Origin of the sequence: Streptomyces sp. col6 (assembly GCF_008042035.1) — a bacterium.
Classification (GTDB): domain Bacteria; phylum Actinomycetota; class Actinomycetes; order Streptomycetales; family Streptomycetaceae; genus Streptomyces.
Genome location: NZ_RDBL01000012.1, coordinates 97,916 through 122,432 on the forward strand (window position 1 = coordinate 97,916; position 24,517 = coordinate 122,432).

The following is a 24,517-nucleotide window of genomic DNA, read 5'->3' on the forward strand; positions in this document are numbered from 1 at the left end:
CGGTGGGGGAGAGGGGTGCTTGCCCGTACGTGACCCGTGCGCAAGGCTTGCACACGAGTGAGGAACGGGGAACGCGTGAACGGGGAGGAAACAGAATGGCGCTGGACAGGGGACTCGACTGGCTCCTTGACGATCTCACCAGCCGGGTGGAGCACATACGGCACGCCTTGGTGTTGTCGAACGACGGCCTGGTGACCGGCGCGAGCGCCGGGCTCGCCCGTGAGGACGCCGAACACCTGGCGGCCGTCTCGTCGGGACTGCACAGCCTGGCCCGCGGGTCGGGCCGGCACTTCCGTGCCGGAAAGGCGCGGCAGACCATGGTGGAGTTCGACGAGGCACTGCTCTTCGTGACGGCGGCGGGGGAGGGCAGCTGCCTGTGCGTGCTGAGTGAGGCGGAGTCGGACGTCGGTCAGGTGGCGTACGAGATGACGCTTCTGGTCAACCGGGTGGGACAGCATCTCGGTGTGGATTCGCGGCAGGACGGGAGCGGGGGAGTCAACCGGCTCTGACAAGACCGGGAGCGACCGCCGCCGCCGGGCCCGTGGAGTTGTCCACAGGCCCGGCGGCGGTTGACTTTCCCGCAGTACTCTGATCACAGAGAGTATTCGCGCTTTGTGGGGGAGTGACGTCATGGCGACGCCGAAAGTATCTGCAGGCAAGGCATTTATGGTCGAATCGCGCGTGGATGCGGTGCCCGAGGTCGACACTGTGCGTGACAGTGTCGCGTCCGCTGTCGCCCCGAGCCGCGCCGCGACGGAACTGGGGCTCAAGCGGAGGGAGTTCGATCTGGCGGTGCACCTGGGGGCGGTCAGGGTGCGGAGCGGACCGGACGGGCGGCCCAAGGTCCACCGGGAGGAGATGGACCGCCTGCGGGCCCGGGACGGCTTCCCCGACGAGCTCCGCGAACTGGTGAGAACGGTGGGTACGGCCGAAGGTGCCCGGCTGCTGGGGATCAGCCCGGTCCGTTTCACCCGGCTGGCGCGCGCCGGATGCCTGACACCGGTTGCCTTCTACCTGAACCGCTACCGGGCGGTGGTGTGGGTCTACCTCGCGCGGGAGGTCGAGGCGCTGGTGGTCCGGTCGCCGGAGCTGCTGGTGGGCAACAGCCCGCCCTGGATGCGCGACCGGCTGGAGACCGGGGGCGACTGGCGGCCGCGCAACTGGCGCTCGCGCCGGATCGAACGCCTGCTGGCGCTCACCGAGGACCCCTGGCTGCGTGTGGCGATCGTGGCCCAGAGCCTGGACCCCGTCCAGTTGGCCGAGGTGGTGGACGACCCCTATGAGCGGGTCCACTTCGCCAGGGTCGGGCGGGCGGCCGAGTCCGGCCGGAGGGGATCGGTCGCCGGGCGCGAGGCGATGGCGCGGCTGATGATCGCCGACGGGCCGGACGAGATCCTCTGGCGCCGGATCAGCCTGATCGCGGAGCTGGACGCCGCCCGCGAGCTGCGCCCGGCACCACGACCGGGAGAGGCGCGGTGGCCGGAGCCGGTGGGCGCACCTGCCGTGCCCACCGCCTCGGCAAGGCTCTCCGGGCCCGCGAGGGCCCAACCGCCGTCCGGGCCGGGAGAGACCTCCCTGACCGAGGAGTCTCAAAGTCCCGTCGTGCCACCCGCGCCCGCCCACCACGCCTCTCCCGGAGCCCCGGCGGGCCTGCTGGCCCGGCTTCGGCTGGGTGCGGCCAGGGGGCTCGGGCTGCGCCGTCCACGGCACCGTGCGGCGGCCCCCAGGACGCGACCGCGGCGGGGCGGCCCGGATAAGGGTTGGTGATCCACGGGCCGACCAGGCATTCTGTGCGCCATGTTGATCAGGGAAGCCACCCCCCAGGACTGGCCCGCCATCTGGCCGTTCTTCCACGAAATCGTCGCCGCCGGCGAGACCTTCACCTACCCCCTCGACCTCCAGGACGAGGACGCCGCCGACTGGTGGCTCCTGAAGCCGCCCAACCGGACCGTGGTCGCGGTCGCCGACGACGGGACCGTCCTCGGCACGGCGAAGATGAACAAGAACCACATGGGCAACGGATCCCACATCGCCAGCGCCAGCTACATGGTCGACCCCAAGCACTCCGGGCAGGGCGTCGGACGGGCGCTGTGCGAGTACACCATCGACTGGGCGCGCACGGCCGGGTACCGGGCCATGCAGTTCAACGCGGTGGTGGAGAGCAACATCGCGGCGGTCAAGCTGTACCGCTCGCTCGGCTTCGAGATCCTGGGCACCCTGCCCGAGGGCTTCAACCACCCGGCCAAGGGCTTCGTAGGCATCCACATCATGCACCGCCGCCTCTGACGGCGCGGGGCGCTCACTTCGCGCCACGGTCCGGCGGCCGCCCCGCGCAGCCCGATGTCCGGCATGCCCCAACCAGTGATGATGTGGGGGTGGTTGTGACACAGAATCGGTTGTGGGGTGGGTGCACACATCGGGGATGCGGGCAGTACTGTGCGCTGCACCGCCCATTCGGGCGCGAAACATCTGCGGAGGAAAAATCCATGACCATACCCAGGAGATCGTGGCGCGCTGCGGGAACTCTCGCCGCTGCCGCGGTGGTCGGCCTGTCCGGCGCGGTCCTCACCGCCGGTCCGGCCGCAGCTCACACCCCCACCTGGGACGTGACCTGTGACGAAGTGAGCCTGCACCTCACCCAGTACAACGCCGGCGTCACCAACGAGGTGACCGTCACCGTCGACGGCAAGGACCTGCTGCCGACGGAGACGTTCGGCAAGGAGTTCGACAAGACGATCGCCCTGCCGGACCACGACCAGCCCCTCACGGTGCGCCTGGTCGTCAAGGCCGGTGACGGCGAGCGCTACTCGAAGGACGACACCAAGCAGGCGCCGGTCTGCGAGAAGACCACGCCGCCGGCGACGCCCACGCCGACTCCGACCGAGACGAAGCCGTCCGAGACGCCCACCACCGCGTCTCCCAGCCCGTCCGACACGCCGAGCGAGTCCGCTTCGCCGTCTGCGCCCGCCGCAGCCACGCCGAGCCCCAGCTCGCCGGATCTGGCCGAGACCGGTTCCTCGTCCGCCACGCCGATCATCGGTGGCGCGGCCGTTGCCGTCCTGCTGGCCGGTGGCGGCATCATGTGGTCGGTGCGCAAGCGCCGTACCGCGCAGCACTGACGTAGTTCCGTTCCCCGGGCGCGCACCGCGCCCGGGGAGGCGGGGCGGAGGGGCGCACCACCACGCACGGCGTGGTGGTGCGCCCCTCACCGTTGTGCGTCCCCGCTTCGCGGAGCGCTGTCGGGGGCGGCCCCGGACCGCTGCCCGGTGCGCCGGTGCGCGGGGGGCGTGGTGGGCGGTGTCGCCGGTCCGATCTCGCACCAGACGGCCTTGCCCTCTCCCCGGGGCTCGATGCCCCACCGCGTGGCGACGGCGTCCAGGAGCAGCAGCCCCCGGCCCGAGGTCGCGGTCTCGCCCGGTGAGCGGCGTCGGGGCCAGGCGCTGGAGCGGTCCTGCACGGACAGCCGCACCCGGCGCACCGGTTCCGGCAGCACCTCCAGGGTGAGCACGGCGCCGCCCTCCGTGTGGAGCAGCACGTTCACCAGCAGCTCTCCGGTCACCAGCTCGGCGTCGTCGGCGAGTTCGGCCATGTCCCAGTCGGTCAGGGCCTGGCGCACGATGGTCCGTGCCTCGGACAGCCCTTCCGGGTCCGCCTGATGGATGTACTGGTGCAGCCGCGGCGCCCGGGGCGAACCCGGATCCGGGCTGCGGCGCAGCACCAGCAGCGCGACGTCGTCCCCGGAGCCCCAGCGCTCCCACAGCCGGTCGGACAGATGGTCGGCCAGCGCCTCGGCGCCCGCCGGACCCGCGCTGACCTCGGTGATGAGGGTGCGCACCCCCGCGTCGATGTCGGCGCCCGGCTCCTCCACCAGACCATCGGTGTACAGGACCAGCGTCTCGCCCGGAACCAGGTCGAGGCGGGTCTCCGGATACTCCTCGTCACCGAAGTCGGTGGAGATGCCCAGGGGCATGCCGCCACGCACCCGTGGGCTGCCGACCCTGCCGTCCATGTGCCGGATCAGTGGCCCGAAATGGCCGGCCCGTACGACCCGCACGGTCCCGGTCCCCAGGTCGACCTGGGCGTATGTGCAGGTGGCGAACCGGTCCGTGTCGAGTTCGGTCAGGAACCGGGAGGCACGGGCCAGTACCGTCGAGGGCGGATGGCCCTCGGAGGCGTAGGCGCGCAGCGCGATCCGGAGCTGTCCCATGATCGCCGCCGCGTGCGTGTCGTGGCCCTGGACGTCGCCCACCATGATCCCGACGCGGTCGTTCGGCAGGGCGATCACGTCGTACCAGTCACCGCCGACCTGGCGCCCGCTCCACGCCGCGTGGTAGCGGACGGCGATCTCGCCCCCCTCGATGTCGAGGATGCGGCGCGGCAGCATCGCGGACTGGAGCCCGGTGGCGAACTCGCGCTCCTCGTCGAACAGCTTCGCCCGCTGCAGCGACTGGGCGACGATCGCGGCGAGCCCCAGGCAGAGAATGCGCTCGTCGGGAGTGAAAGCGGTGCGCTCGCGATAGAAGAGGGCCAGCCCGCCGAGCGACCGCGCCTGCGCCACCAGCGGCAGATAGGCCGCCGCCTGGAACTCCATGCGTCCGACATACGGCTCCAGCGCCGGGTAGCGTCGGGTCAGCGCCGCCAGGGAACTCACGAACCGTGGCCGCCCGCTCAGCACGGTGTCGGCCAGCGGCAGCTTCGGGTCGAGGCGGCCCGACCCCAGCTCGTCGATGACCTCCAGGGACTCGCCGCTCACCGCGATGACGTTCAGCGCCGCGTTGTCCAGCAGCCCGAGCGCCAGCCCGTCCGCACCCAGCCGGGCCAGTCCGCCGGGCCCCGTCAGGACGGCGGTCACGTCGTCCACCGTGACGGCCCGCGACAGGGCGCTCGTTGTTCGTTCAACGATGTCGGTCTGTCGCTGACGGCGCTTTTCCAGTTCCAGCACGAAGGCCGAATGGGTGACCTCGGCCGTCGCGTCCCGCACCAGACCGATCACCCGGCGCGCCCTGCCGTCCTCGCTGCGCAGGATGCGCCCCTGGATGTGCGTCCACTGGTCCCGGCCGTCGGCCAGCGGAATCCGGAAGTGGACACTGTACGAGCTGTCCCCGCTCCGGAACGCTTCGTCCGTCGCCACGTTCAGGCGGGCGCGCTCCTCGGGGTCGAGGAGCGCGGCCAGCGAATCCGGACGTGCGTCGAAGGAGGCCGGGTCCAGGCCGAAGACCAGCAGGCCCGCCTCGTCGATGTCCAGCGTCCGGGCATCGAGGTCCCACTCGAAACTGCCGGTCCGGTTCAGGGCAAGCCGCTCCGCCGTACCGGTCTCGCCGACGGGCGTCGGGCCGCCCGGCCGGCCGGGCGGCCCGGGAACGACCGGCGGCCGGTTCTGATCGGTCATTCCAGCTCCGAGGATCGTCCGGCGGGTCCGCCGTACGGCGTGCCTCAATTGTCCGGCCCGTCCGGCACGCCTGCCACAGCGGAGACCTGCCCGCCTACCGCGCGCCCCCACCCCCTCGGCCCGCTCCCGGGGACGCCGCGCACAATGGCAGCGGGAAGACCGTCCCCCGACCGGCGGACGGTACGGCACCAGGGCTGACCGGAGCGCGCGCATGAACCACGAGGACCCCGTCCTGACGCACACCGAGGGACGCGTCCGCCACCTCACGCTCAACCGGCCCCGCGCCCTGAACGCGCTGAACCACGCCATGGTGCGGCTCATGGCCGACGCGCTCGACGCGGCGGAGCACGACGACGCGGTCGTCGCCGTGCTGCTCACCGGGGCGGGGGAGCGTGGCCTGTGCGCGGGCGGCGACATCCGCGCCGTGCGCGACGACGCCCTCGCCGGCGGTAGCGCCTCACTGGACTTCTGGCGGGACGAGTACCACCTCAACGCACGGATCGCCCGCTTCCCCAAGCCGTATGTCGCGCTGATGGACGGCATCGTCATGGGCGGCGGCGTGGGCGTCTCCGCCCACGGCTCCCTCCGCGTCGTCACCGAGCGCTCCCGCGTCGCCATGCCGGAGACCGGGATCGGATTCGTCCCCGACGTCGGCGGAACGCACCTGCTGGGGAACGCGCCCGGTGAACTCGGTACGCACCTGGCCCTCACCGGAGAGCCGGTCGGCGCCGCCGACGCACTGCTCTGCGGACTCGCCGACCACTTCGTGCCCGCCGACGGCCTCGCCGCCCTGGTCACCGAGCTGGCCGGCTGCACGACCCCCGAGGCCGTCACGGCGACGGCCGAGCGGCATGCCCGCCCCGCTCCCGCCGGTCTGCTCGCCACCCACCGCGGCTGGATCGACTCCTGCTACACGGCTGACACGGTCGAGGAGATCGTCGACCGCCTCGCCGGGCATGGAGACCCCGCCGCCAAGCAGGCCGCGGCGACCATCCTCGCCAAGGCACCCACCTCGCTCAAGGTGACCCTCGCATCCGTGCGCCGGGCGCGCCGTCTCGGCGGCCTCGAAGCCGTCCTCGACCAGGAGTACCGCGTCTCGACCGCCGCCTTCGCCGGGCCCGACCTGGTGGAAGGCGTGCGGGCCCAGATCGTGGACAAGGACCGCTCGCCCCGCTGGCAGCCCGCGGAGCTCTCCCAGGTCACCGACGAGGATGTGATCAGGCACTTCACGCCCCTGGGCGACCGCGAACTCGGCCTCGCACCGCTCCCGGAGGCCGGCTGAGGCCCGGACGGCCGCCGGGCCGTCCGGGGCCGTTGCCGCGACCGCCTCAGTGGCCGCTGCGCGTCAGACTCGGCCGGAGCGAGCCGACCAGCTCGAAGAGCCGCGTCTCGTTGCCCGAGAGCCCCGCGCGCCGCAGTGCGCCGTCGGCCTCCTCCATGGGCGAGGTGAGCAACGGCAGATACAGCGGGGCGTCGTCCGGGTCGGAGAGAGCCGCCCGGGTGGCCTCCAGTAAACGGACATACGCCTGTGCCGCGGCGAGTTCGTCCTTGCGCATCTCAGCATCTCCAGGTCAGAGGATTGCGGACCCACCAGCATCCCTCATGGGTCTGACAGTGGCCGCCGGCGACGGGCGCGGCACGGCATCTATCGGCCGTCCGGCCGACCCCCGCCCGCAGGCGGCTCGACCTCAAGGAACCGGCGGCCGCGCGGTCCCCGGTACAGCAGAGCGGTCCAGCCCAACTCCCGCAGGGCCGCCGCGCACCGGGGCAGTTCGCTCTCCTCCTCGTACGCCGCCCCGCTGCCGGACGGCCCCAGCCACTCCACCCGAACCGTGCCCCGCGAAGTCCCGGCCGCCACCCGGTATCCCTTCTCCGTCCGGCCCCCTGACGGGCCGACGGCCGAGGCGGGCAGCCCGGCTGCTTCCAGCGCCAGCGCCACGGCCCGTACCGGACGGTGCAGTTCCCAGGGCGCGGGCACGGACTCCGGGGCGGCCCCGCCATTCGTCAGGCGCCGGATCTGCAGCAGCCCGGCGAACGCCGACCTGACCGAAGCGGCGCGCCCCCGCACCTGCCCGGGGTCCGACGGCCCGTCCCCGGTGGCCGGCTCGAACCCGCGCTCCTCCTCGCCGCCCATCCGCAGCCCCTCCGTCACATCGCCGTACCGCACTGCTGCCAGTGTGCGCCGCCCCACCGACAACGGGAGCCGCGCGTGGAGCCGGTAGGCTCCGGTGCTGCTCACGAACACCGCGCTCCCGGAGGATCCCCGCACCGTGCCCGACAACGACCGCCCGCACGGAAACGACCGGGCGCACGGCACCCCCGTCCGGGACGGAGACGGCCGGGCAGCCCTGCGTGCCGACTGCGGCAACTGCTTCGCCCTGTGCTGCGTCGCGCTCACGCTGACACGTTCCGCGGACTTCGCCGTCAACAAGGCGGCCGGCACGCCCTGCCGCAACCTCCAGGACGACTTCCGCTGCGGCATCCACTCCCGGCTGCGCATCGAGGGCTTCCCCGGCTGCACCGTCTACGACTGCTTCGGGGCCGGCCAGAAGGTGTCGGTGGAGATCTACGGCGGCCGCGACTGGCGCGGAGACCCGGAGACCGCGCAGGAGATGTTCCAGGTCTTCCCGGTCGTCCGGCAGCTCCACGAACTGCTCTGGTATCTCACGGAGGCGGCCGCTCTGACCCCGGCCCGCCCTCTGAGCGGCGAGATACGGAAGACCCTCGACGCGACCGAGGCCCTGACGCGCCTCGACGCCTCCGCCCTGTCCGGCCTGGACGTGGCGGCACACCGGGGCGGGGTCGCCGTGCTGCTGGGACGCGTGAGCGAACTCGTACGCGCCACGGCACCCGGCCGCAAGAAGCGCAACCACCGAGGCGGCGACCTCATCGGTGCCCGCCTCAAGGGCGCCGACCTGCGGGGCGCCGACCTGCGCGGCGCCTACCTCATCGCGGCGGACCTCAGCGGCGCCGACCTGCGCCTGGCCGACCTCATCGGCGCCGACTTCCGGGACGCGGACCTGTCGGGCGCCGACCTGACCGGGGCGCTGTTCCTGACGCAGGCCCAGGTGAACGCCGCCAAGGGGAGCGGCTCCACCCGGCTCCCGGCGTCGCTCGGCCGCCCCGCCCACTGGGCGAGCTGATCCGTCAGCCGTCCGGCGTCTCCAGCGCGGCCTTGAGGCGTTCGAGCGTGGTGTGGATGTTGCGACGCTGGAACACGGCGAAGGTGTGGCCCCGGGTGGCCAGCCGGTCGAAGGCATTCGCCACGACGTCCGGCCAGGCCCGGCGGTCGTCGGTCCAGGTCTCCGTGACCCGGGTGCCGCCCTCCACCGCCTCGAAGCGGTACTCCCAGGTGGCGATCGGCCCGCGCAGCAACGGCCGCCGCGCACCGATCGCGTGGACCCGGAACGCGAAGCGCCGCCCCGGATCGGCCGCCGTTACCGTGCACCGGGTCGTCCAGCTCACCGGCCCGCGCTTGTTGCGGCCGTCGAAGACCATGCCCACGTACGCCTCCCGGCGCTCCCCCCGCACCCGCGCGCCCAGGTTCTCCGGGCTCCAGCGGCCCATCGCCGTCGGGTCGCTCAACCGTTCGTACACCTGGGACGGATCGGCGAACACGACGATGCTGTCCGACACGGACATGGTGCGGGGGGTGCGGGGCATGGGGCACTTCCGTTCCTCGGCCGGCTGTTGTCACCGCTGGGCGCCGGGCCGGCCGCACGGCCGACGGGCTCCCGCACCCACACCTTACTGACGGGTCACATAGGATCCGGAACCGGGGAGTGACGCATCCGGCAGCCGGGACGAGAACGCCCCGCGGCCGTGGTTCGTTGCACAGACGTCGCATCCGGAACACGCCGACGACCGACCGAGGAGCCCGCACATGCCCAGCCGTACCGACCCCAGCCGCACCGAGCCCGGCACCGGAGACCGCACCCGGCTCATCGAACGGCTGATGGAGCAGTTCCCGCACGTGCCGCGGGAGGCCGTCATCAAGGAGGACCTGCTGCGCGGCGGCCTGGCCTTCGACGAGTCGGCGCTCAGCGACAACGAGGACGGCGACGTCAAACCGAAGTCGTACTTCATCTTCTCGTTCGACCACGGCACCCTGCCCGAGCTGGGAGCGGCCGCGCTGCGCCGCCCGCCGGAGGAGATCGTGCTCACCGGCGGTCCGTACGAGCTGCGCCGCACCGTCGTCTCGGTCCGCGTCAATCCCGCGTCCCCGTACCGGGTCGCGGCGGACGCGGACGGGATGCTCGGGCTCTACCTCGACGGCCGTCGGATCTCCGACGTGGGCCTGCCGCCCATGCCGGACTACTACCGGCACACCCTGGCCAACGGGAAGTCCGTGATGGAGGTCGCCCCGACCATCCAGTGGGGCTACCTCGTCTACCTCACCGTCTTCCGCGTCTGCCAGTACTTCGGTGCGAAGGAGGAGTGCCAGTACTGCGACATCAACCACAACTGGCGCCAGCACAAGGCGGCGGGCCGCCCGTACACCGGGGTCAAGCCCGTCGAGGAGGTGCTGGAGGCGCTGGAGATCATCGACCGGTACGACACGGCGAAGACCTCCACCGCGTACACGCTGACCGGCGGCGCCATCACCTCGCACATCGGGGGCCGGGACGAGGCGGACTTCTACGGCCAGTACGCCAAGGCCATCGAGGACCGCTTCCCGGGCCGCTGGATCGGCAAGGTCGTCGCCCAGGCCCTGCCCAAGGACGACGTCCAGCGCTTCCACGACTACGGGGTGCAGATCTACCACCCCAACTACGAGGTGTGGGACCGGCGGCTGTTCGAGCTGTACTGCCCCGGCAAGGAGCGTTATGTCGGCCGGGACGAGTGGCACCGCCGCATCCTGGACTCCGCCGACGTCTTCGGCGCCCGCAACGTGATCCCCAACTTCGTGGCCGGCGTGGAGATGGCCGAGCCGTTCGGCTTCACCACGGTGAAGGAGGCCATCGACTCCACCACCGAGGGCCTGCGCTTCTTCATGTCGCACGGCATCACCCCGCGCTTCACCACCTGGTGCCCGGAGCCGACGACTCCGCTCGGAAAGACCAACCCGGACGGGGCGCCGCTGGAGTACCACATCCGGCTGCTGGAGTCCTACCGGGCGACGATGGAGGAGTTCGGGCTCAGCTCGCCTCCCGGCTACGGTCCTCCCGGCGCCGGCAACGCCGTGTTCTCCGTGAGTTCCTTCATGGACAGCCTGCCGGCAGCCCCGGAGGACGCTCCCGAAGCGGGGTGAGTGCTACGCCTCCGAGGCGAGTTCGCGCACCACGCGGGCGAAGCCCCGTACCAGTGCGGTGTCGGCGCCGTCGGCCCAGGCCAGGACCACGCGCAGGGGTTCGACGTCGGTGAGCGGCACCCAGGCCAGGTCGGGGCGCGCGTAGTAGCGGGCCATGCTCTCGGGTGCGAAGCAGATGGCGGATCCCTGCGCCACCTGCTCCAGCATCTCCTCGACGTTGTCGTTGGTCGGCCCCCATACCGGGGCCGACCCGTCGGGGCGCGGGTTGACGGCCCACCAGTCCACCCACGCGCGGGGCGCCCGCCGCGTCCACAGCAGGGGTTCGTCCCGGACCTCCAGCACGGAGATGCCGGAGCGGGAGGCCAGCGGGTGCCCGGGGGGCAGTCCGACGACGCGGGACTCGGTGTGCACCGGCTCGTATGCCAGCCCCGTCAGGTCGTTGGGCAGCCATACGAACGCCACGTCGGCCAGGCCGTCGCGCAGGGCGTCGGCCTCCTGGCCCCAGTCGTAGCGCTTGGGCGCCACCCGTACAGCCGGATGACGGCGGGCGAACTCCGCACGGGCGCGGGTGGTCAGTTCGCCCGCCCCACTCGCCTCGAACCCCACGCGCAGCACGCCGGTCTCTCCCCGTGTGTGCCGTTCGGCCGCCGCGGTGACCCGCTCGGCCTGGCGCACGGTGAGCAGCGCCTCGGCGATCACATCGCGCCCCGCAGGGGTGGCCGACACCCCGCCCGCATGGCGGTCGAAGAGCTTCACCCCGAGTTCGGACTCCAGACCCTTGAGGGCGTACGAGAGAGCGGGCTGGCTGACGAACAGCCTGCGGGCGGCCCGGCCCAGGTTCTCCTCCTCCGCTATCACCGTGAGGTAGTGCAGCTGACGCAGTTCCATGGCCCGATCATAAGTCGTCTTTATCGCTCCGAAGAATCCATGTCTTGGACCGTTCATGTGCGCGGGTGACATAAATGGATCACCGCAACGCGCCGACGAAAAGACGGAGTTGGACATGAACACCGCACCCACCGCCCCCGCCCGTGACAACGCCCAGGGCCGCGTCTGGCTGATCACCGGAGCCTCCTCCGGCTTCGGCCGCTCCATTGCCGCGGCCGCCCTCGCCGCCGGGGACACCGTCGTCGCCACGGCCCGCCGGCCCGAGGCGCTCGACGACCTTGTCGCCGCCCACCCCGACCGCGCCGTCGCCGTCCAGCTCGACGTCACCGACACCGCCCGCATCGCGGACGTTGTGGCGGACACCGTGCTCTGGTACGGACGGATCGACGTGGTCGTGAACAACGCCGGCATGGGGCTCGTCGGCGCGGTCGAGGAGACCAGCGACCGCGAGCTGCGCGACCTGATGGACCTGCACTTCTTCGGGCCCGCGGCGCTCGTGCGGGCCGTGCTGCCGCACATGCGCCGCAACGGCTCGGGCGCCGTGGTCCAGATGAGCAGCATGGGCGGCCGGTTCACGTTCCCCGGCGTCGGGGGCTACTCGGCGACGAAGTTCGCCCTGGAGGGCCTGTCCGAGGCGCTGGCCGCCGAGGTGGCCCCGCACGGCATCAAGGTCCTCATCGTCGAACCCGGCTCCTTCCGCACCGGCTTCGCGGGCGGCGGCGCCCTGCGGCAGTCCGCGCCGCTGGACGCCTACGCGGACAGCGTCGGCCCGGTCCGCAGCGGCCTGCCCGACTCGGACGGCAAGCAGGAGGGCGACCCCGACAAGGCCGCGGCTGCCATCCTCACCGCGCTGGCCGCCGAGGACACCCCGCTGCGGCTGCCGCTCGGCAACGACGCGACGGACGCCGTGCTGGGCGCGCTCGACGCCTCGCGCGCCGAAGTGCTGGCCTGGGAGAAGGTCAGCCGCTCCACCGGATTCGACGACTGACCCGCCGCGGGCGCGTACGGATCTGCGTGTGTGTGCCGGAGCGCGCGCCCCGGCACACACGCGCATTCGTGCTTCCGATGGGGGTGGAACGCATGCGGGAGGGGAAGGTAAGCGGAAGAGAGCCAGCCATTTGTAAAGGCGGTGCCCATGCTGCACGGTGTCGATGTCAGCGCCCATCAGTCCTCGTTCGACGCGGACGGACTCGACTTCGTCTTCATCAAGGCGACCGAGGGCCGGTCGTACGTCAACCCACGCCTGACCGACCAGACCAAACGGGCTCGCGACGCGGACTGTGTCGTCGGCTTCTACCACTTCCTGTGGCCGGGCAACATCGCGGCGCAGGCCGAGTACTTCCTGAGCAAGGCCCCCGAGAAGGCCGGTGACCTTCTCGCCGTGGACTGGGAACAGAACGGCGAGGGCACCCGGCCGAGCAACGCGGAGAAGGACCGTTTCATCCGCGAGGTCAAACGGCTGCGGCCGCACCATCGCGTCCTGCTCTACTGCAACCGCTACTTCTGGCTGAACCACGACACCACGTCGTACGCCGGGGACGGCCTGTGGATCGCCGACTACGTGAAGGCCGGCAAGCCGCGCATCAAGGCGGCCTGGCGCATTCACCAGTACACCGACCAGCCGCTCGACAAGGACGTCGCCGACTTCTCCTCGCGCTCGGCCATGCGCGCCTGGGCGCGGAAGTGACCGCTCCGCGCACCGGTCAGTACGACTGCAACTCCACGAGGTTGCCCTCCGGGTCGCGTACATGGGCGGTGCGCAGTCCGGGCCCCCACTCCGGCCGGTCGCAGGCGGCTGCGGCCAACTCGGCCCCCTGCGTGAGGCAGAGCGCCAGCCCCGCGTCGACGTCGTCCACGCGGCACACGAACATCGAGCGGTCCTGAACCGGCGGCGCCTGAGCGGGCAGATGGTCCGTCCCGGCGACCGCCGCCATGGCGCGCCGGTCGAACAGCACCAGCACGCCCTGGCCTTCGACGTCCCAGTGGGCGTACGGGCCCGACGCCCCGCCACTGGCGCGTACGGCTCCGATCAGCGGCGGCAGCACGGCGTCGTAGAAGCGGAAGCAGTCGGCGAACCGGTCGACCAGCAGGCGGGGGTGCAAGGCGTCCACAACGAGTCCTTCAGTAGGTGTACACCCATCATTGGGTTGGCCCTACGATATACACGATGAACGAGACTCCGCCCAGCCTCCTGGGAATGACGACCTACCTCATGTCCAAGACCGGCAAGGCGGCTCGCGGCCGGCTCGCGGACCGGCTGGCCGAACGAGGTCTTCGGCTCTGGCACATGGCGGTCCTCGCCGCCCTGGCCGACTTCGGCCCGCATGTGCAGCGGGAGATCGCCGCGCGGCTCTCGATCGACCGCAGCGACGTCGTGAAGATCGTGGACGGGCTCGGTGCGGCCGGCCTGGTGGAGCGCGCCCGTGACACCGCCGACCGGCGCCGTGTCACGGTCACGGTCACCCCGGCGGGCCGTGCGCTGCTGGAAGACCTCGAATCCGAGGCGGTGGCCGTGCAGGAGGAGGTGCTGACGCCGCTGAACGCCCGCGAACGCGCCCAGTTGACCGCCCTGTTGCTCCGCGTGCACGAAGGGCTGCGGGAGACCGGCCAGGTGCGGCCAGGTCGCTGACCGATTCGGCGCGCCGGGTGCGGCAGACTTCTCCGGTGACCACAGCCGCGGCCCAGCCGCCTCGTGACCGTGCGCTCGGGCGCGGTATCTCCACCCTCATTCCGCAGGCCGCGCCCGCCACGCCTGCCGAACAGGCCGCCGCCGTACTGACGGCCATGCAGTCCGTTCCGGTGCGCGTCGGCGTACTCCAAGCGGCGGTCGTGCTGCTGGAGGAGCGGGTGCGCGCCACCGACGACGAAGCGGAACGGGCGGCGGCGGCGACCACTGTGGCCATGCTCCGCGGCGCCATCGGCCAGGCCGGCTGACCGCCTCCGCGATCACTCCCGGCGAATTCCCTTCGCGCAGGCATCCGGAGTGAGCCATCCTGATCACCGCTCCCGCGCCCGGGAGCGGTGAGCGAAGGGCAGTGGGAACGCGTTGAGGAACAGCGGTGTGTACGAGATGGCGAGCGGGCACGTACGCGGACGGGCCCCGGCCGGGGACGTCGTCGCCGTCCTCGGAATCCCCTACGCCGAGCCGCCGTTCGGAGCCGGCCGTTTCCGGGCCCCCCGCCCGCGCACCCCGTGGTCCGGGGTCCGCGACTGCACGGAGTTCGGCCCGATCCCGCCGCAGTCGGCCGAACTCCCGGGCGCCCCCTCCTGGTCGCCCGGCGACGAGGACGTCCTGAGTCTCAACGTCTGGACCCCCGCCGGTGCGACCGGCCCCCTGCCGGTGCTGGTCTGGATCCACGGCGGTGCCTATACCTTCGGATCGAGCGCCCAGCCGGACTTCGACGGGACGGCGCTCGCCCGCACCGGCCTCGTCGTGGTCACCCTGAACTACCGCGTCGGCTTCGAGGGCTTCGGCCATGTCCCCGCCGGTGGTCCGGACGACGCCTGCCCGCCCAACCGCGGCCTCCTCGACCAGATCGCCGCCCTGGAATGGGTCCGCGACAACATCGCGGCGTTCGGGGGAGCACCGGACAACGTCACCGTCGCCGGACAGTCGGCCGGAGCCACCTCGGCGGTCTGCCTGATGGTGATGGAGGGCGCCCGTGGCCTGTTCCGGCGGGTGATCGCACACAGCGCGGTCGGTCCGGTCTTCGCCCAGGAACTCGCCGAGCGGGTCACGGAGCGGGTGGCCGCCGCCGCGGGAACGCCCGCGACCCGCGCCGCCCTGGCCGGGGCGTCCCCGCAGACACTGCTCCGGGCCTCCGCCGCGGTCGTGGAGGAGTACCGCAAGGATCCCGGTTCCGGCCAGTTGCACTGGGACCCGGTCATCTACGGACCCGTCGCCGACGGGCACCTCCTGCGCGACGACCCGCTGCACCTGATCGCCGCGGGAGCGGCCCGGGACGCCGGCCTGCTGGCCTGTAACACGACCGAGGAGTACTGGCTGATGGACGCCGTCGGCAGCAGTACGGACATCCCCACGGACGAGCGGCTGCACCGCTTCGCGGCCGACTTCGACCTGCCGGCCGGGCTCATCGAGGGGTACCGCGCGCTCATGCCCGGCGCCGGGGCGTACGACATCCATCTCGCCGTGTACGGGGACCTGATGTTCGGCGAGTACAGCAGCCGCCTCGCCGAGGCCCATACGGCGGCGGGCGGCCGCTCCTTCCTGTCCCGGTTCGACCGCAGGAGCGGGGGAGCGCGCCCCTGGCACTGCGCCGACGTGCCGTTCGCCTTCGGCAACGTGGACGACGAGAGCATCCGGTTCCTCATCGGCGGTGCGGCCCCGACAGCCGGTGACCGGGCTCTCGCGGACCGGATGACCGCGGCCTGGGCCGGGTTCGCGGCCACTGGCCACCCGGGCTGGGAGCCGGGCGGCGGCGAGATCAGGGTGTGGGGGGCGCCGGACGGTGCGGTCGCCTCCGGGCCCTGGCGGGACAGCGGCGCGCTGCGCGCGCTCTGGGGCGCGTACTCCTACCGTCCCGCCCGCTCCTGACGCGCCGGTTCACATCGGGGGCAGCCGAAGCGGCCCGCGGCCCTCGCGGACCTTGCCGATCTCACGCAGTGCTCCCTGCGGTCTGCCGTCCAGGTCGGTGGTCACCAGCACGGCCCGGTCGCCCAGGCACGTCTTGTCCCCGTCGGGCTCCTCGCAGTACAGGACGTACCCGGTGACCCGGTCGACGGTCCCGGGCTCCAGGCGCCACACCCACTCGTAGTCGCTCACCTGGACGCGGGGGTGGTCCGCCCGCAGCCGTTCCCCGACCGCGCTGTGGACGGCCGCGGCGAACTTCTGCCGCTCGTCGAACGGGCGGACGATGCGGGCGCTCCCCGAGGACGGGTCCACGCGCCCGTCCTTCGCCCCGTAGCCGGCGGAGTAGTAGGCGTGCCCGCTCAGGGCCGCGAGGAGCGGGGTCGCGCTCAGGCGCATGGCCGTCGGCCGGGACTTCTTTCCCGCCGGCCGCTTCTCGGCGACGGACGGGGAGACCAGGTTGACCGATGCTCCCTTGACGTCGGTCCCCTCCTTCCACTGCCGCGCGCACGTTCCGATCTCCTGGAGCAGGGCGGACACCGTGGCATTGGTGGGGGATGCGGCGATCCAGGGCGCCCCGGTCTGCGGGTCGACGGCCAGCACCTCGTGGCCGCAGCGCCGGAACGTGTCGACGAGGACCCGCAGCGCCGCCGCCTCCCGCCGCCCGCGCCGCACCGCCTCGTCCATCACCTCTCGGCAGTCATGGGTGTTGCAGGTGCCCGCGTCGGCGTCCACCCGCATCCGGACCACGGCGTCGGGGTCGTCGGTCATAGCGAAGGTGATCTCCGAACCGCTCGCGTGCGGGACCAGGGTGTGGGCCTCGATCACGCGGAGAACGCCCGGGTAGTACCTGTCGGCCAGCTTCTCGGCGTACTGGCGGTCCTCCTTCGTGGTCACCACGCCGCACCCCGTCAGCGCCGGCGCGAGTACGCATGCCAGCGCACCGGCCGCCCCGACTGCGGTTCCGCGCCGTCTCGGCGATCCGCCCATCCCGCCCCGCCCCCTGCTCATGCCTCCTCCTGAACCACCCCGTCCCCACCCTCTGGAAAGAAGCAGGACATGACGAAGATCCTCGCCGGCGGCGTCGGCAAGACCGAGGTCACCCAGACCATCACGCAGCTCGGCATCGAGGGGCTGGAGGTCACCGCCTCCAGTGACATGGACGCCGCGATGAAGCTGCGCGTCTCCCAGGCCGACTACTACCTGGGCACCTGTCACACGGGCGCCGGTGCCTCGCTCGGCGTCCTCGTCGGCCTGATGGGCAGCGCCGTCTGCCACACCTTCGGCCGCAGCGTCCCCACCGAGGAGCAGATCACCGCCCTGCTGGACGAGGGCAAGAAGGTCTTCGGCTTCTCGATGGACCAGATCGACACCATCGCCCCCCTCATGGCGCGCGCCATCGCCGCCCGCGGCTGACCCCAGCCACCCCGCTCTGATCATCCCGGGCACGAAGGAGTGACCCCGTGAGTTCGACACTCGCAGCCGGTACGAGCCTCGACTTCTCGCTGGCCCAGCAACTGACCGTCATAGCCCTCTGTGCGCTGACCGCGTACATCTCTCACATGGCGCTGGCCGTCTTCAACGACGGCGTTCGCCCGTTCCTCCTGGACTTCATCCAGGGGCGCACCACGCGCAGCGCGACGACGGCGGTCTCGTTCGGCCTCTCGGCCGGGTTCATCTTCGGGCTCGGCGCCCCGATGGCCCTGTCCACCGGGGTACTGAACCCGTGGCTCCTCTTCCTGCCCACCGACATCCTCGGCATGCTGTCGCCGAAGAAGTGGCTCGCACCGATCCTCGGCGGCGCCTGGGGCGCGGTCGTCGTCTTCGGCCTCAACGGCGCCAACAACGTGGCGCATGACCTCCCGGTCGACTTCATCACCGCCATGCAGCAGATGTCGACTCCGATCCTCTTCCTCTTCACGCTGTTCCCGGTGCTGGCCATCACCAAGCAGTTCGGCCGCAAGTGGGGCGGCATCGCGGGGCTGCTGGAGTTCGCCCTGGTCGTCATGACCATGAAGCTGTGGCCCAACATGTTCGCCGGCGCGCTGGCGATGGCCGTCGGTGTGCTGATGCTCATCGGTCTCGCCGTCGCCAAGGACCTCGCCCAGCGCAAGGCGGACAGGGCCGCGGGCGTGAGCGAGCCCGTCATCGAGGGTGACGACCCGATGGCCTCCCTCTTCAGCGCAAGTGCGGCCCGGCTGCGCAGGTATCTGCCCCTGTTCATGGTCCTGGGCGCGGGGGTCTGTGTGCTCGCACAGATGCACATATTCGGCGGCGGCGAGGCAACCAGCTTCCTGATCGCGAAGGGGCAGTACTCCGAGGCGGCGCAGGTCGACTTCTACCGCGTCTTCGGGTTCATCCCGCTGATCGCGACCACCGCGCTGGCCTCCGGCGCGTACGGCATCGCGGGCTTCACCCTCGTGTACCCCATCGGGTACCTGATGCCGAACCCGTTCCTCGCCGCGATCGTCGGCGCCCTGGTCTTCGCGGCCGAGGTGCTGGCCTTGTCCTACATCGGCAAGCTCCTCGGCCGGCTGCCCAGCGTCCGCGACTCCTCCGAGCACCTGCGCAGTGCGATCAGCGAAACGCTCCAGCTGGCGATCCTCTTCGGCTCGCTGATGGCGGCCAACGCCATGGGCGGTGGCCTGGGCATCCTCGTCGTCGGCGGGCTCTACCTGCTGAACGAGGCGATGGGCCGGCCGGTCGTCCGGATGGCCGCGGCACCGGCCGCGGTGATCGTCGGCGGCATCCTCCTCAACCTCCTGTACTGGATGGACCTGTTCACACCGATCAAGGGATAGCCCTACTCCCCCGGATCACGCAGGCCGACCCGAGAAGGACCCCCCACGATGAACAGCCCCGCCCCCGCACTGCGTACCGTCCTCGGAGACATCGCCCCCGACGCGGTACGCGGCCCCGCCCTGGCCCACGAACACCTCGTCCTCGACCTCGACCACCGGGGCGACGGCGCTGCCGTGCTCGCCGCCGGCCGGCACACCGCCGCCGTCACGGCCGAGCTGGCCGCACTCCGCGAGGAGTACGGACTCGCCCTCGTCATCGAGCTGACCTGCCGCGGCATGGGCCGCGACGTGCGCACCCTGGCCCGGATCTCACGGGACGCCCAGATCGCCGTCGTCGCCGCGACCGGCTGGTACTACGAGCCGTTCCACACCCCCGAGATCGACCGCGGCAGCGTCGGGGACCTCACCGCCACGCTCGTCCACGAGATCGAGCACGGCATCGGCGCCACGGGCATCCGCCCCGGCGTCCTCGGCGAGATCGGCAGCCACGGGGACCTCCCGACGCCGCCGGAGAGCAAGGTGCTCCGCGCCGCGGCACGGGCCGCCCTCGCCACCGGCCTCTCCGTCGCCACCCATGCGCAGCTCGGCCGCGGCGGCCTCGCCCAGCTGGAACTGCTCACCGGCGAAGGGCTGGCCCCGCACCGGATCTCGATCGGCCATCAGGACCTGCTGGACGACCCCGCGGTGCACCGGGAGCTCGCCGCGAGCGGCGCGTACGTCGCCTTCGACACCGTCGGCAAGGACGGCTACCAGAGCGACGACACCCGGCTGCGACTCCTGCTCGCCCTCCTGGAGGCAGGACACGCCGACCGGGCCCTGCTCAGCTGCGACATCTCCCGCCATGGCTACCTCACCTCCGAGGGGGGCCAGGGCTACGGCCACCTCTTCGGGAGCTTCCTGCCCAAGCTCAGAGCGGCAGGCGTGGACGACGACCTGATCGACCTGCTGACCCGCCGCAATCCGCTGCGCTTCCTCAGCGGCGCGAACGTGGAAGAGAGCTGACATGCACCCCGTACTCCCCCGGACGTTCCCGCTGCCGACCGTGGCCCCGGCCGATGCCGTCGCCCGCCAGTTCCGGCTCATCGAGGCCACCGCCCGCCACTTCGAGGGCCCGCAGCTGTTCGCCTCCGACGCAGGGGTCGTGCCCGGCCTCGGACGCCCCGCCACCACCGCCCGCGTCGAGTCCGTCCTCGCCGACTTCTTCGGTGCCGAGGGCGCCGCCTTCGTCCAGGGCGCGGGCACCGGCGCGATCCGGGCCGCCCTCACCGCCGCCGTCCGGCCGGGCGACCCCCTCCTCATCCACCGGGCACCCGTCTACCGCACCACCGAGGTCACGCTGCGCGGCCTCGGGGTCCGGACCGTCGAGGCCGACTTCAACGATCCCGACGAGCTGCGCGCGGTCCTGGAATCCGGCCGGTTCCGCTGGGCCTACGTCCAGCACACCCGGCAGCGGCTCGCCGACTCCTACGACCCCGGCGCGGTCCTCGCCGCCTGCCGGGCCGCCGGGGTCCGCACCGTCGTCGACGACAACTACGCCGTGATGCGCACCCCGGCGGCCGGGGTCGAACTGGGCGCCGACGCCTCCTGCTTCTCCCTGTTCAAGCTGCATGGCCCGGAGGGCGTCGGCATCGTCGTCGGCGCCGGCGACCTGATCGAGCACATCCGCCGCGACAACTACTCCGGCGGCGGCCAGGTCCAGGGGCACCAGGCACTCGACGCTCTGCGCGCACTCACCCACGTACCGCTCATGTGGTCCGTGCAGTCCCAGGTGGGCGCCGAGGTCGCCGAGCGGCTGACCGCGGGCGAGGTGCCCGGGGTCGCCGAGGTCCGGCTCGCCAACGCGCAGGACCGGTGCCTGCTGGTCCGGCTCGACCGGCCCGTGGCCAGGGAGCTGCCCGCCGTCGCCGCGCGCTTCGGCGCGGCCCCGTACCCCGTCGGTTCCAACTCCCGCTACGAGATCACGCCGCTCTTCTACCGGATGTCCAGCTCCGCCCTGGACGACTCCCCGGAACTGGCCGACTGGACCGTGCGCATCAACCCGATGCGGGCGGGCGCGGACCTCGTCATCGAGATCCTGCGCCGCTCACTGGCCGCGCTGAACGACCCGAAGGACCACTGACCGTGTTTCTCGACACCGTACTGACCCGCAATCCCGGGCTCGTCGAGGCCGCGGCCGCGCTCCACGACGAGGGCGCGATCCCGCCGGACACCTATGTGATGGACCTGGACGCCGTCGAGGCGAACGCCGCGCTCCTGGCCGCCGAGGCCGAACGGCTGGGCCTCTCTCTCTGGTTCGTCGTCAAACAGCTCGGCCGCAACCCTGAACTGATCCGGGCCGTCGCCCGGCACATCCCCCGCTACGCCGCCATCGACCCGCCCGAGGCGCGCACCCTGCACGCCTCCGGAGCCCGTGCCGGCAACCTCGGCCACCTCGTACAGATCCCGCGCCGCGCCCTGCCCGAGATGCTGGCGGGGCGTCCCGAGACCGTCACCGTCTACGACCTGGACAACGCCCGCGCGGTCTCCGACACCGCAAGGCGGCTGGGCTTCGTCCAGGACATCCTGATCCGTCTCGAAGGCGCCGAGGGAAGCACCTACCCCGGCCAGGAGGGCGGCGTCCCGCTCAACCGGCTCGACGCCTTCGCCGACACCGCCGAACGGCTTCCCGGCATCCGGATCGCGGGGGTCACCGCCTTCCCGTGCGTCCTGTGCGATCCGGCGACCGGGGCCCCGTACGCCACACCCAACTTCGCCCTCGCCCTCAAGGCCCGCGAGACGCTCGCCGGCCGCGGCCACACGGACCTCAAGCTGAGCGCCCCCAGCGCCACCTCGATGGCCTCCCTGCCACTGCTCGCCGGCCTCGGCGCCACCCACGGAGAGCCGGGCCACGCCCTGACCGGCACGACCCCGCTGCACGCCCTCGACCCGGCGCAGCCCGAGACCCCCGCCTACGTGTACGTCACCGAGGTCGCCCACACCCTGGACGACGGCCGCCCCGCCGTCTTCGGCGGCGGGTTCTACGCCCGCTCCCACATCAGGAGCGCCCTGCTGCCACGCACCGGGGCGCGTCTGAACGTGCTGGACGCGCCCGCCGAGAACATCGACTACTACCGGCTGCTCGACGCGCCCGCCCCCGGACAGGACGTCCGCATCGGCGACACCGCGCTGCTCGCCTTCCGCACCCAGATCTTCGTCACCCGCTCGACCGTCGCCGTCGTCTCCGGAATCTCATCCGGCACGCCCCGTCTCAACGGTCTGTACGACGCCCAGGGCCGGTCCCTGAGCTGAGGAGGCACCCCATGGCCAAGACCGTCATCGTCGTGATCGACGGATTCGGCATCGGCGCCATGCCCGACGCGGGCACCACGCGCCCCGGCGATCTGACCGCCGACACCTGCGGACATGTGCTGGACCACTGCCGGGAGGCGTTCGGCCGCCCGGTGCGGCTGCCCGTGCTGGGTTCGCTCGGCCTCGGCCTCGTACACCCGCACCCCGATCTCGCCCGGCGCACCCATCTGCCCGTCGCCGCGGGCCGGGCCGCCCTCGGCTATCCGGGCGCCGACACCTTCGCCGGCCACCAGACCATGATGGGGGCCGACTTCAGCCGGGTGACCGTCGCCCGGCTCGCCGACCACATCGACGAGGTGAGCGCCGCACTCGAAGCGGCCGGGCACCGGGTCGGCCGGCTGGACGGCAGGCCGCTCCTGGTCGTCGACGGCTCGGTGCTGGTCCACGACAACCTGGAGGCCGACCCGGGCATCAACTGGAACGCCTCCGGGCGGCTGGAGGACCTGCCGTTCGACGGGCCGGGCGGCATCCTCGCCGTGGCCCGCACGGTGCGCGCCGTCGCTCCCGTGGCGCGGGTCATCGCGGTGGGCGGGCACGCGGACGGACCGCTGGAGCGCTTCGTGCGGGCCGGCGAGGAGGGCACGGTCGGCCTCGACACGCCCGCCACCGGCTTCTACCGCAACGGCGGCCTCGAAGTGCAGCACCTGGGCGCCCGGATCGACCACACCCGCCAGCTCCCCGACCTGGCCGCCCGCGCGGGCATCCCGGTCACCCTGGTGGGGAAGGCCGCCGACATCCTGGCCTGCGAGCCGGCGGTCCGGCACCCGGCCGTGGACACCGCCGACGTCCTCACGCACACCCTCGAAGCGGTACGCGCCTGCGGCGACGGCCTGGTGGTGTCCAACATCCAGGAGACGGACCTGGCCGGGCACCAGCAGGACACCGAGCGCTACGGACGTCTCCTGGAGCAGGCCGACGCCGGCCTGGCCGCGCTCGTCGCTCTGCTCGACGCGCCGGGCGACCGCCTCATCGTGACCGGCGACCACGGCAACGACCCGACGGCCGGGCACGCCTTCCACACCCGCGAGTACGTCCCCGTGCTCATCCACCGGCCCGGCGCGGACGGCGTGGAGCTGCTGCCCGACTCGGAGAGCCTCGCGGATGTCGGCGCGACGGCCGCCGTGTCCCTGTCGCTGGACCCGGAGGGCCTGGCCAACGGCCGGGCGCTGCGGACAGGCCGACGGGCCGCCTAGGGCAGGACAGCTCGTCATGGGGACACCGCTCGTGTCGACGGCGGAGGGCGGGTCTGGAGGCCGGCCGTACGGGCCCTCCGGCCAGGGCTCCGGCTATCGCAGCACCCGCCCGAGGAAGCCGCGGAGGTAGCCCGCCACGACGTCCAGGTGGCTTTCCAGCAGGAAGTGGCCGCCGTTGACCAGGTGCACCTCCGCGTCCTTGGCGTCGCGGGCGAAGGCACGCGCGCCCGCCGGGCCGAAGATCTCGTCGTTGCGGCCCCACACGGCGAGCACCGGGACCTCGCTGGTGCGCAGGAATTCGTGCAGCAGCGGGTAGAGGGGGCGGTTGTTCCGGTAGTCGCGGAACAGCGCCAGCTGGACCTCGTCGTTGCCCCGGCGGGAGACGAGGGCGAAGTCGTGCTCCCAGGTGTCCGGGCTGACCAGGCTGGGGTCGGGTACGCCGTGCACGTACTGCCAGCGAATGGCGTCGATGCCCAGCGCGACGCGGACGGCGGGTTCGGTGGCGGGTCCGGGGTTCGCCCCGTAGGCCCAGACGTCGGTCCAGAACGATTCGATGAAGCCGTCCTCGTAGCCGTTTCCGTTCTGTGTGACGAGGGCGGAGATCCGTTCGGGGTGCTTGAGTGCGAGACGCCATCCGATGGGGGCACCGTAGTCCTGCACGTAGAGGGCGTAGCGGTCCAGGCCCAGTTGGTCGAGCAGCTGGGAGGTGAGTTCGGCGAGGGCGTCGAAGGTGTAGGTGAACTCTGTGGCGAGGGGGGCATCGGAGTGGCCGAAGCCGAGGTGGTCCGGCGCGATGACGTGGTAGTCGTCGGCCAGAAGCGGGATGAGTTCGCGGAACATGAACGAGCTGGTCGGAAATCCGTGCAGCAGGACGATCGCGGGGGCGTCGGCGGGGCCGGCCTCGCGGTAGAAGATCTCGTGACCGTCGACGGTTGCGGTCCGGTGGTGCACCGAGCTCATACCTAACCCCTTAACGTCATCTATCCGGTTAGTTCGTCGCCATGCAAGCACGGAGCGAGCTAACCTGTCAAACATCTGGATCAGGTTAGAAGGAGGGCG

At 72.1% G+C, this 24,517-nt stretch carries 26 protein-coding genes; 18 read left to right on the forward strand and 8 right to left on the reverse strand.

What is annotated here, in order from left to right:
* Positions 1 to 95: 95 nt before the first annotated feature.
* The 4 genes from EAO73_RS16200 to EAO73_RS16215 all read left to right on the forward strand — a co-directional run bounded on the left by EAO73_RS16200 (position 96) and on the right by EAO73_RS16215 (position 3,119).
* Positions 96 to 509 carry a roadblock/LC7 domain-containing protein gene (locus EAO73_RS16200; RefSeq protein ID WP_147972257.1) on the forward strand — a complete coding sequence of 138 codons (414 nt, stop codon included), beginning with the start codon at positions 96 to 98 and terminating at the stop codon, positions 507 to 509.
* A gap of 199 nt (positions 510 to 708) precedes the next feature.
* Complete coding sequence (locus EAO73_RS16205) at positions 709 to 1,767, forward strand: DUF6397 family protein (RefSeq protein ID WP_412074603.1); 1,059 nt, start codon at positions 709 to 711, stop codon at positions 1,765 to 1,767.
* A gap of 30 nt (positions 1,768 to 1,797) precedes the next feature.
* Positions 1,798 to 2,286 carry a GNAT family N-acetyltransferase gene (locus EAO73_RS16210; RefSeq protein ID WP_147972259.1) on the forward strand — a complete coding sequence of 163 codons (489 nt, stop codon included), beginning with the start codon at positions 1,798 to 1,800 and terminating at the stop codon, positions 2,284 to 2,286.
* 200 nt (positions 2,287 to 2,486) lie between these two features.
* A complete protein-coding gene (locus tag EAO73_RS16215; protein ID WP_191134101.1) occupies positions 2,487 to 3,119 on the forward strand; it encodes an LAETG motif-containing sortase-dependent surface protein in 633 nt (210 codons plus the stop codon).
* A gap of 86 nt (positions 3,120 to 3,205) precedes the next feature.
* On the opposite strand, the gene EAO73_RS16220 is transcribed toward EAO73_RS16215, so the two are convergent.
* Entirely contained in the window at positions 3,206 to 5,389 is a 2,184-nt protein-coding gene (locus EAO73_RS16220; RefSeq protein ID WP_224756340.1) for a SpoIIE family protein phosphatase, read from the reverse strand.
* A 211-nt stretch (positions 5,390 to 5,600) separates the two neighbouring features.
* Between EAO73_RS16220 and EAO73_RS16225 the strand changes: the two genes are divergently transcribed.
* Positions 5,601 to 6,671, forward strand: a complete 1,071-nt coding sequence (locus tag EAO73_RS16225) for an enoyl-CoA hydratase/isomerase family protein (RefSeq protein WP_147972260.1) — start codon at positions 5,601 to 5,603, stop codon at positions 6,669 to 6,671.
* A 46-nt stretch (positions 6,672 to 6,717) separates the two neighbouring features.
* Here EAO73_RS16225 and EAO73_RS16230 read toward each other — a convergent pair whose 3' ends face one another.
* The gene (locus EAO73_RS16230) at positions 6,718 to 6,945 is read right to left on the reverse strand and encodes a hypothetical protein (protein WP_147972261.1); all 228 of its coding nucleotides are present in this window, start codon (positions 6,943 to 6,945) and stop codon (positions 6,718 to 6,720) included.
* Between the two features lie 89 nt (positions 6,946 to 7,034).
* Positions 7,035 to 7,523: a hypothetical protein gene (locus EAO73_RS16235; RefSeq protein WP_147972349.1), complete on the reverse strand. Its 489-nt coding sequence runs from the start codon at positions 7,521 to 7,523 to the stop codon at positions 7,035 to 7,037.
* 136 nt (positions 7,524 to 7,659) lie between these two features.
* Here EAO73_RS16235 and EAO73_RS16240 point away from each other — a divergent pair, with 136 nt between their 5' ends.
* Positions 7,660 to 8,532 (forward strand): pentapeptide repeat-containing protein, encoded by an 873-nt coding sequence (locus tag EAO73_RS16240; RefSeq protein WP_147972350.1) that lies wholly within the window; start codon positions 7,660 to 7,662, stop codon positions 8,530 to 8,532.
* A gap of 4 nt (positions 8,533 to 8,536) precedes the next feature.
* Here the strand turns inward: EAO73_RS16240 and EAO73_RS16245 are convergent, their stop codons facing one another.
* The gene (locus tag EAO73_RS16245; protein WP_147972262.1) at positions 8,537 to 9,052 is read right to left on the reverse strand and encodes an SRPBCC family protein; all 516 of its coding nucleotides are present in this window, start codon (positions 9,050 to 9,052) and stop codon (positions 8,537 to 8,539) included.
* 220 nt (positions 9,053 to 9,272) lie between these two features.
* On the opposite strand from EAO73_RS16245, the gene EAO73_RS16250 reads away from it, so the two are divergent.
* Positions 9,273 to 10,640, forward strand: coding sequence for a radical SAM protein (locus tag EAO73_RS16250; protein WP_147972263.1), 1,368 nt, complete (start codon positions 9,273 to 9,275; stop codon positions 10,638 to 10,640).
* Between the two features lie 3 nt (positions 10,641 to 10,643).
* Here EAO73_RS16250 and EAO73_RS16255 read toward each other — a convergent pair whose 3' ends face one another.
* Positions 10,644 to 11,528, reverse strand: a complete 885-nt coding sequence (locus EAO73_RS16255) for a LysR family transcriptional regulator (protein ID WP_147972264.1) — start codon at positions 11,526 to 11,528, stop codon at positions 10,644 to 10,646.
* A 115-nt stretch (positions 11,529 to 11,643) separates the two neighbouring features.
* On the opposite strand from EAO73_RS16255, the gene EAO73_RS16260 reads away from it, so the two are divergent.
* Positions 11,644 to 12,516: an oxidoreductase gene (locus EAO73_RS16260; RefSeq protein ID WP_147972265.1), complete on the forward strand. Its 873-nt coding sequence runs from the start codon at positions 11,644 to 11,646 to the stop codon at positions 12,514 to 12,516.
* A 147-nt stretch (positions 12,517 to 12,663) separates the two neighbouring features.
* Positions 12,664 to 13,215, forward strand: coding sequence for a glycoside hydrolase family 25 protein (locus tag EAO73_RS16265; protein WP_147972266.1), 552 nt, complete (start codon positions 12,664 to 12,666; stop codon positions 13,213 to 13,215).
* A gap of 16 nt (positions 13,216 to 13,231) precedes the next feature.
* Here EAO73_RS16265 and EAO73_RS16270 read toward each other — a convergent pair whose 3' ends face one another.
* Positions 13,232 to 13,639, reverse strand: coding sequence for a glyoxalase/bleomycin resistance/extradiol dioxygenase family protein (locus EAO73_RS16270; RefSeq protein ID WP_147972267.1), 408 nt, complete (start codon positions 13,637 to 13,639; stop codon positions 13,232 to 13,234).
* A gap of 56 nt (positions 13,640 to 13,695) precedes the next feature.
* On the opposite strand from EAO73_RS16270, the gene EAO73_RS16275 reads away from it, so the two are divergent.
* From EAO73_RS16275 to EAO73_RS16285, 3 genes are all read left to right on the forward strand, one after another.
* Complete coding sequence (locus tag EAO73_RS16275) at positions 13,696 to 14,157, forward strand: MarR family winged helix-turn-helix transcriptional regulator (RefSeq protein ID WP_147972268.1); 462 nt, start codon at positions 13,696 to 13,698, stop codon at positions 14,155 to 14,157.
* 35 nt (positions 14,158 to 14,192) lie between these two features.
* Positions 14,193 to 14,462 carry a hypothetical protein gene (locus tag EAO73_RS16280; RefSeq protein ID WP_147972269.1) on the forward strand — a complete coding sequence of 90 codons (270 nt, stop codon included), beginning with the start codon at positions 14,193 to 14,195 and terminating at the stop codon, positions 14,460 to 14,462.
* Positions 14,463 to 14,598: 136 nt separating this feature from the next.
* The gene (locus EAO73_RS16285) at positions 14,599 to 16,083 is read left to right on the forward strand and encodes a carboxylesterase/lipase family protein (RefSeq protein WP_191134105.1); all 1,485 of its coding nucleotides are present in this window, start codon (positions 14,599 to 14,601) and stop codon (positions 16,081 to 16,083) included.
* 9 nt (positions 16,084 to 16,092) lie between these two features.
* Here EAO73_RS16285 and EAO73_RS16290 read toward each other — a convergent pair whose 3' ends face one another.
* Positions 16,093 to 17,127 carry an SCO7460 family lipoprotein gene (locus EAO73_RS16290; protein WP_412074604.1) on the reverse strand — a complete coding sequence of 345 codons (1,035 nt, stop codon included), beginning with the start codon at positions 17,125 to 17,127 and terminating at the stop codon, positions 16,093 to 16,095.
* A gap of 48 nt (positions 17,128 to 17,175) precedes the next feature.
* On the opposite strand from EAO73_RS16290, the gene EAO73_RS16295 reads away from it, so the two are divergent.
* Genes EAO73_RS16295 through EAO73_RS16320 form a run of 6 tightly spaced genes read left to right on the forward strand, consistent with a single transcriptional unit; the run spans position 17,176 to position 23,458 of the window.
* Positions 17,176 to 17,532 carry a DUF2620 domain-containing protein gene (locus EAO73_RS16295; RefSeq protein ID WP_147972271.1) on the forward strand — a complete coding sequence of 119 codons (357 nt, stop codon included), beginning with the start codon at positions 17,176 to 17,178 and terminating at the stop codon, positions 17,530 to 17,532.
* Positions 17,533 to 17,579: 47 nt separating this feature from the next.
* Positions 17,580 to 18,917: a YhfT family protein gene (locus EAO73_RS16300; protein ID WP_147972272.1), complete on the forward strand. Its 1,338-nt coding sequence runs from the start codon at positions 17,580 to 17,582 to the stop codon at positions 18,915 to 18,917.
* Between the two features lie 48 nt (positions 18,918 to 18,965).
* A complete protein-coding gene (locus EAO73_RS16305) occupies positions 18,966 to 19,919 on the forward strand; it encodes a phosphotriesterase (RefSeq protein ID WP_147972273.1) in 954 nt (317 codons plus the stop codon).
* Position 19,920: 1 nt separating this feature from the next.
* On the forward strand, positions 19,921 to 21,036 hold the full coding sequence (locus EAO73_RS16310; RefSeq protein WP_147972274.1) for an aminotransferase class V-fold PLP-dependent enzyme: 1,116 nt from the start codon (positions 19,921 to 19,923) through the stop codon (positions 21,034 to 21,036).
* A gap of 2 nt (positions 21,037 to 21,038) precedes the next feature.
* Complete coding sequence (locus EAO73_RS16315) at positions 21,039 to 22,205, forward strand: alanine racemase (protein WP_147972275.1); 1,167 nt, start codon at positions 21,039 to 21,041, stop codon at positions 22,203 to 22,205.
* An 11-nt stretch (positions 22,206 to 22,216) separates the two neighbouring features.
* Positions 22,217 to 23,458, forward strand: coding sequence for a phosphopentomutase (locus EAO73_RS16320; RefSeq protein WP_147972276.1), 1,242 nt, complete (start codon positions 22,217 to 22,219; stop codon positions 23,456 to 23,458).
* 93 nt (positions 23,459 to 23,551) lie between these two features.
* Here the strand turns inward: EAO73_RS16320 and EAO73_RS16325 are convergent, their stop codons facing one another.
* On the reverse strand, positions 23,552 to 24,418 hold the full coding sequence (locus EAO73_RS16325; RefSeq protein ID WP_147972277.1) for an alpha/beta fold hydrolase: 867 nt from the start codon (positions 24,416 to 24,418) through the stop codon (positions 23,552 to 23,554).
* Positions 24,419 to 24,517: the final 99 nt, after the last annotated feature.

Excerpts from the sequence above, each read along its gene's own strand:
- EAO73_RS16320 (WP_147972276.1), top strand. The coding sequence starts at position 22,217 with ATGGCCAAGACCGTCATCGTCGTGATCGACGGATTCGGCATCGGCGCC.
- EAO73_RS16250 (WP_147972263.1), top strand. The coding sequence starts at position 9,273 with ATGCCCAGCCGTACCGACCCCAGCCGCACCGAGCCCGGCACCGGAGAC.
- EAO73_RS16325 (WP_147972277.1), bottom strand. The coding sequence starts at position 24,418 with ATGAGCTCGGTGCACCACCGGACCGCAACCGTCGACGGTCACGAGATC.
- EAO73_RS16310 (WP_147972274.1), top strand. The coding sequence starts at position 19,921 with ATGCACCCCGTACTCCCCCGGACGTTCCCGCTGCCGACCGTGGCCCCG.
- EAO73_RS16285 (WP_191134105.1), top strand. The coding sequence starts at position 14,599 with ATGGCGAGCGGGCACGTACGCGGACGGGCCCCGGCCGGGGACGTCGTC.
- EAO73_RS16210 (WP_147972259.1), top strand. The coding sequence starts at position 1,798 with ATGTTGATCAGGGAAGCCACCCCCCAGGACTGGCCCGCCATCTGGCCG.
- EAO73_RS16295 (WP_147972271.1), top strand. The coding sequence starts at position 17,176 with ATGACGAAGATCCTCGCCGGCGGCGTCGGCAAGACCGAGGTCACCCAG.
- EAO73_RS16225 (WP_147972260.1), top strand. The coding sequence starts at position 5,601 with ATGAACCACGAGGACCCCGTCCTGACGCACACCGAGGGACGCGTCCGC.
- EAO73_RS16235 (WP_147972349.1), bottom strand. The coding sequence starts at position 7,523 with ATGGGCGGCGAGGAGGAGCGCGGGTTCGAGCCGGCCACCGGGGACGGG.
- EAO73_RS16305 (WP_147972273.1), top strand. The coding sequence starts at position 18,966 with ATGAACAGCCCCGCCCCCGCACTGCGTACCGTCCTCGGAGACATCGCC.
- EAO73_RS16260 (WP_147972265.1), top strand. The coding sequence starts at position 11,644 with ATGAACACCGCACCCACCGCCCCCGCCCGTGACAACGCCCAGGGCCGC.
- EAO73_RS16230 (WP_147972261.1), bottom strand. The coding sequence starts at position 6,945 with ATGCGCAAGGACGAACTCGCCGCGGCACAGGCGTATGTCCGTTTACTG.
- EAO73_RS16245 (WP_147972262.1), bottom strand. The coding sequence starts at position 9,052 with ATGCCCCGCACCCCCCGCACCATGTCCGTGTCGGACAGCATCGTCGTG.
- EAO73_RS16200 (WP_147972257.1), top strand. The coding sequence starts at position 96 with ATGGCGCTGGACAGGGGACTCGACTGGCTCCTTGACGATCTCACCAGC.
- EAO73_RS16290 (WP_412074604.1), bottom strand. The coding sequence starts at position 17,127 with ATGAGCAGGGGGCGGGGCGGGATGGGCGGATCGCCGAGACGGCGCGGA.
- EAO73_RS16215 (WP_191134101.1), top strand. The coding sequence starts at position 2,487 with ATGACCATACCCAGGAGATCGTGGCGCGCTGCGGGAACTCTCGCCGCT.
- EAO73_RS16275 (WP_147972268.1), top strand. The coding sequence starts at position 13,696 with ATGAACGAGACTCCGCCCAGCCTCCTGGGAATGACGACCTACCTCATG.
- EAO73_RS16255 (WP_147972264.1), bottom strand. The coding sequence starts at position 11,528 with ATGGAACTGCGTCAGCTGCACTACCTCACGGTGATAGCGGAGGAGGAG.
- EAO73_RS16220 (WP_224756340.1), bottom strand. The coding sequence starts at position 5,389 with ATGACCGATCAGAACCGGCCGCCGGTCGTTCCCGGGCCGCCCGGCCGG.
- EAO73_RS16265 (WP_147972266.1), top strand. The coding sequence starts at position 12,664 with ATGCTGCACGGTGTCGATGTCAGCGCCCATCAGTCCTCGTTCGACGCG.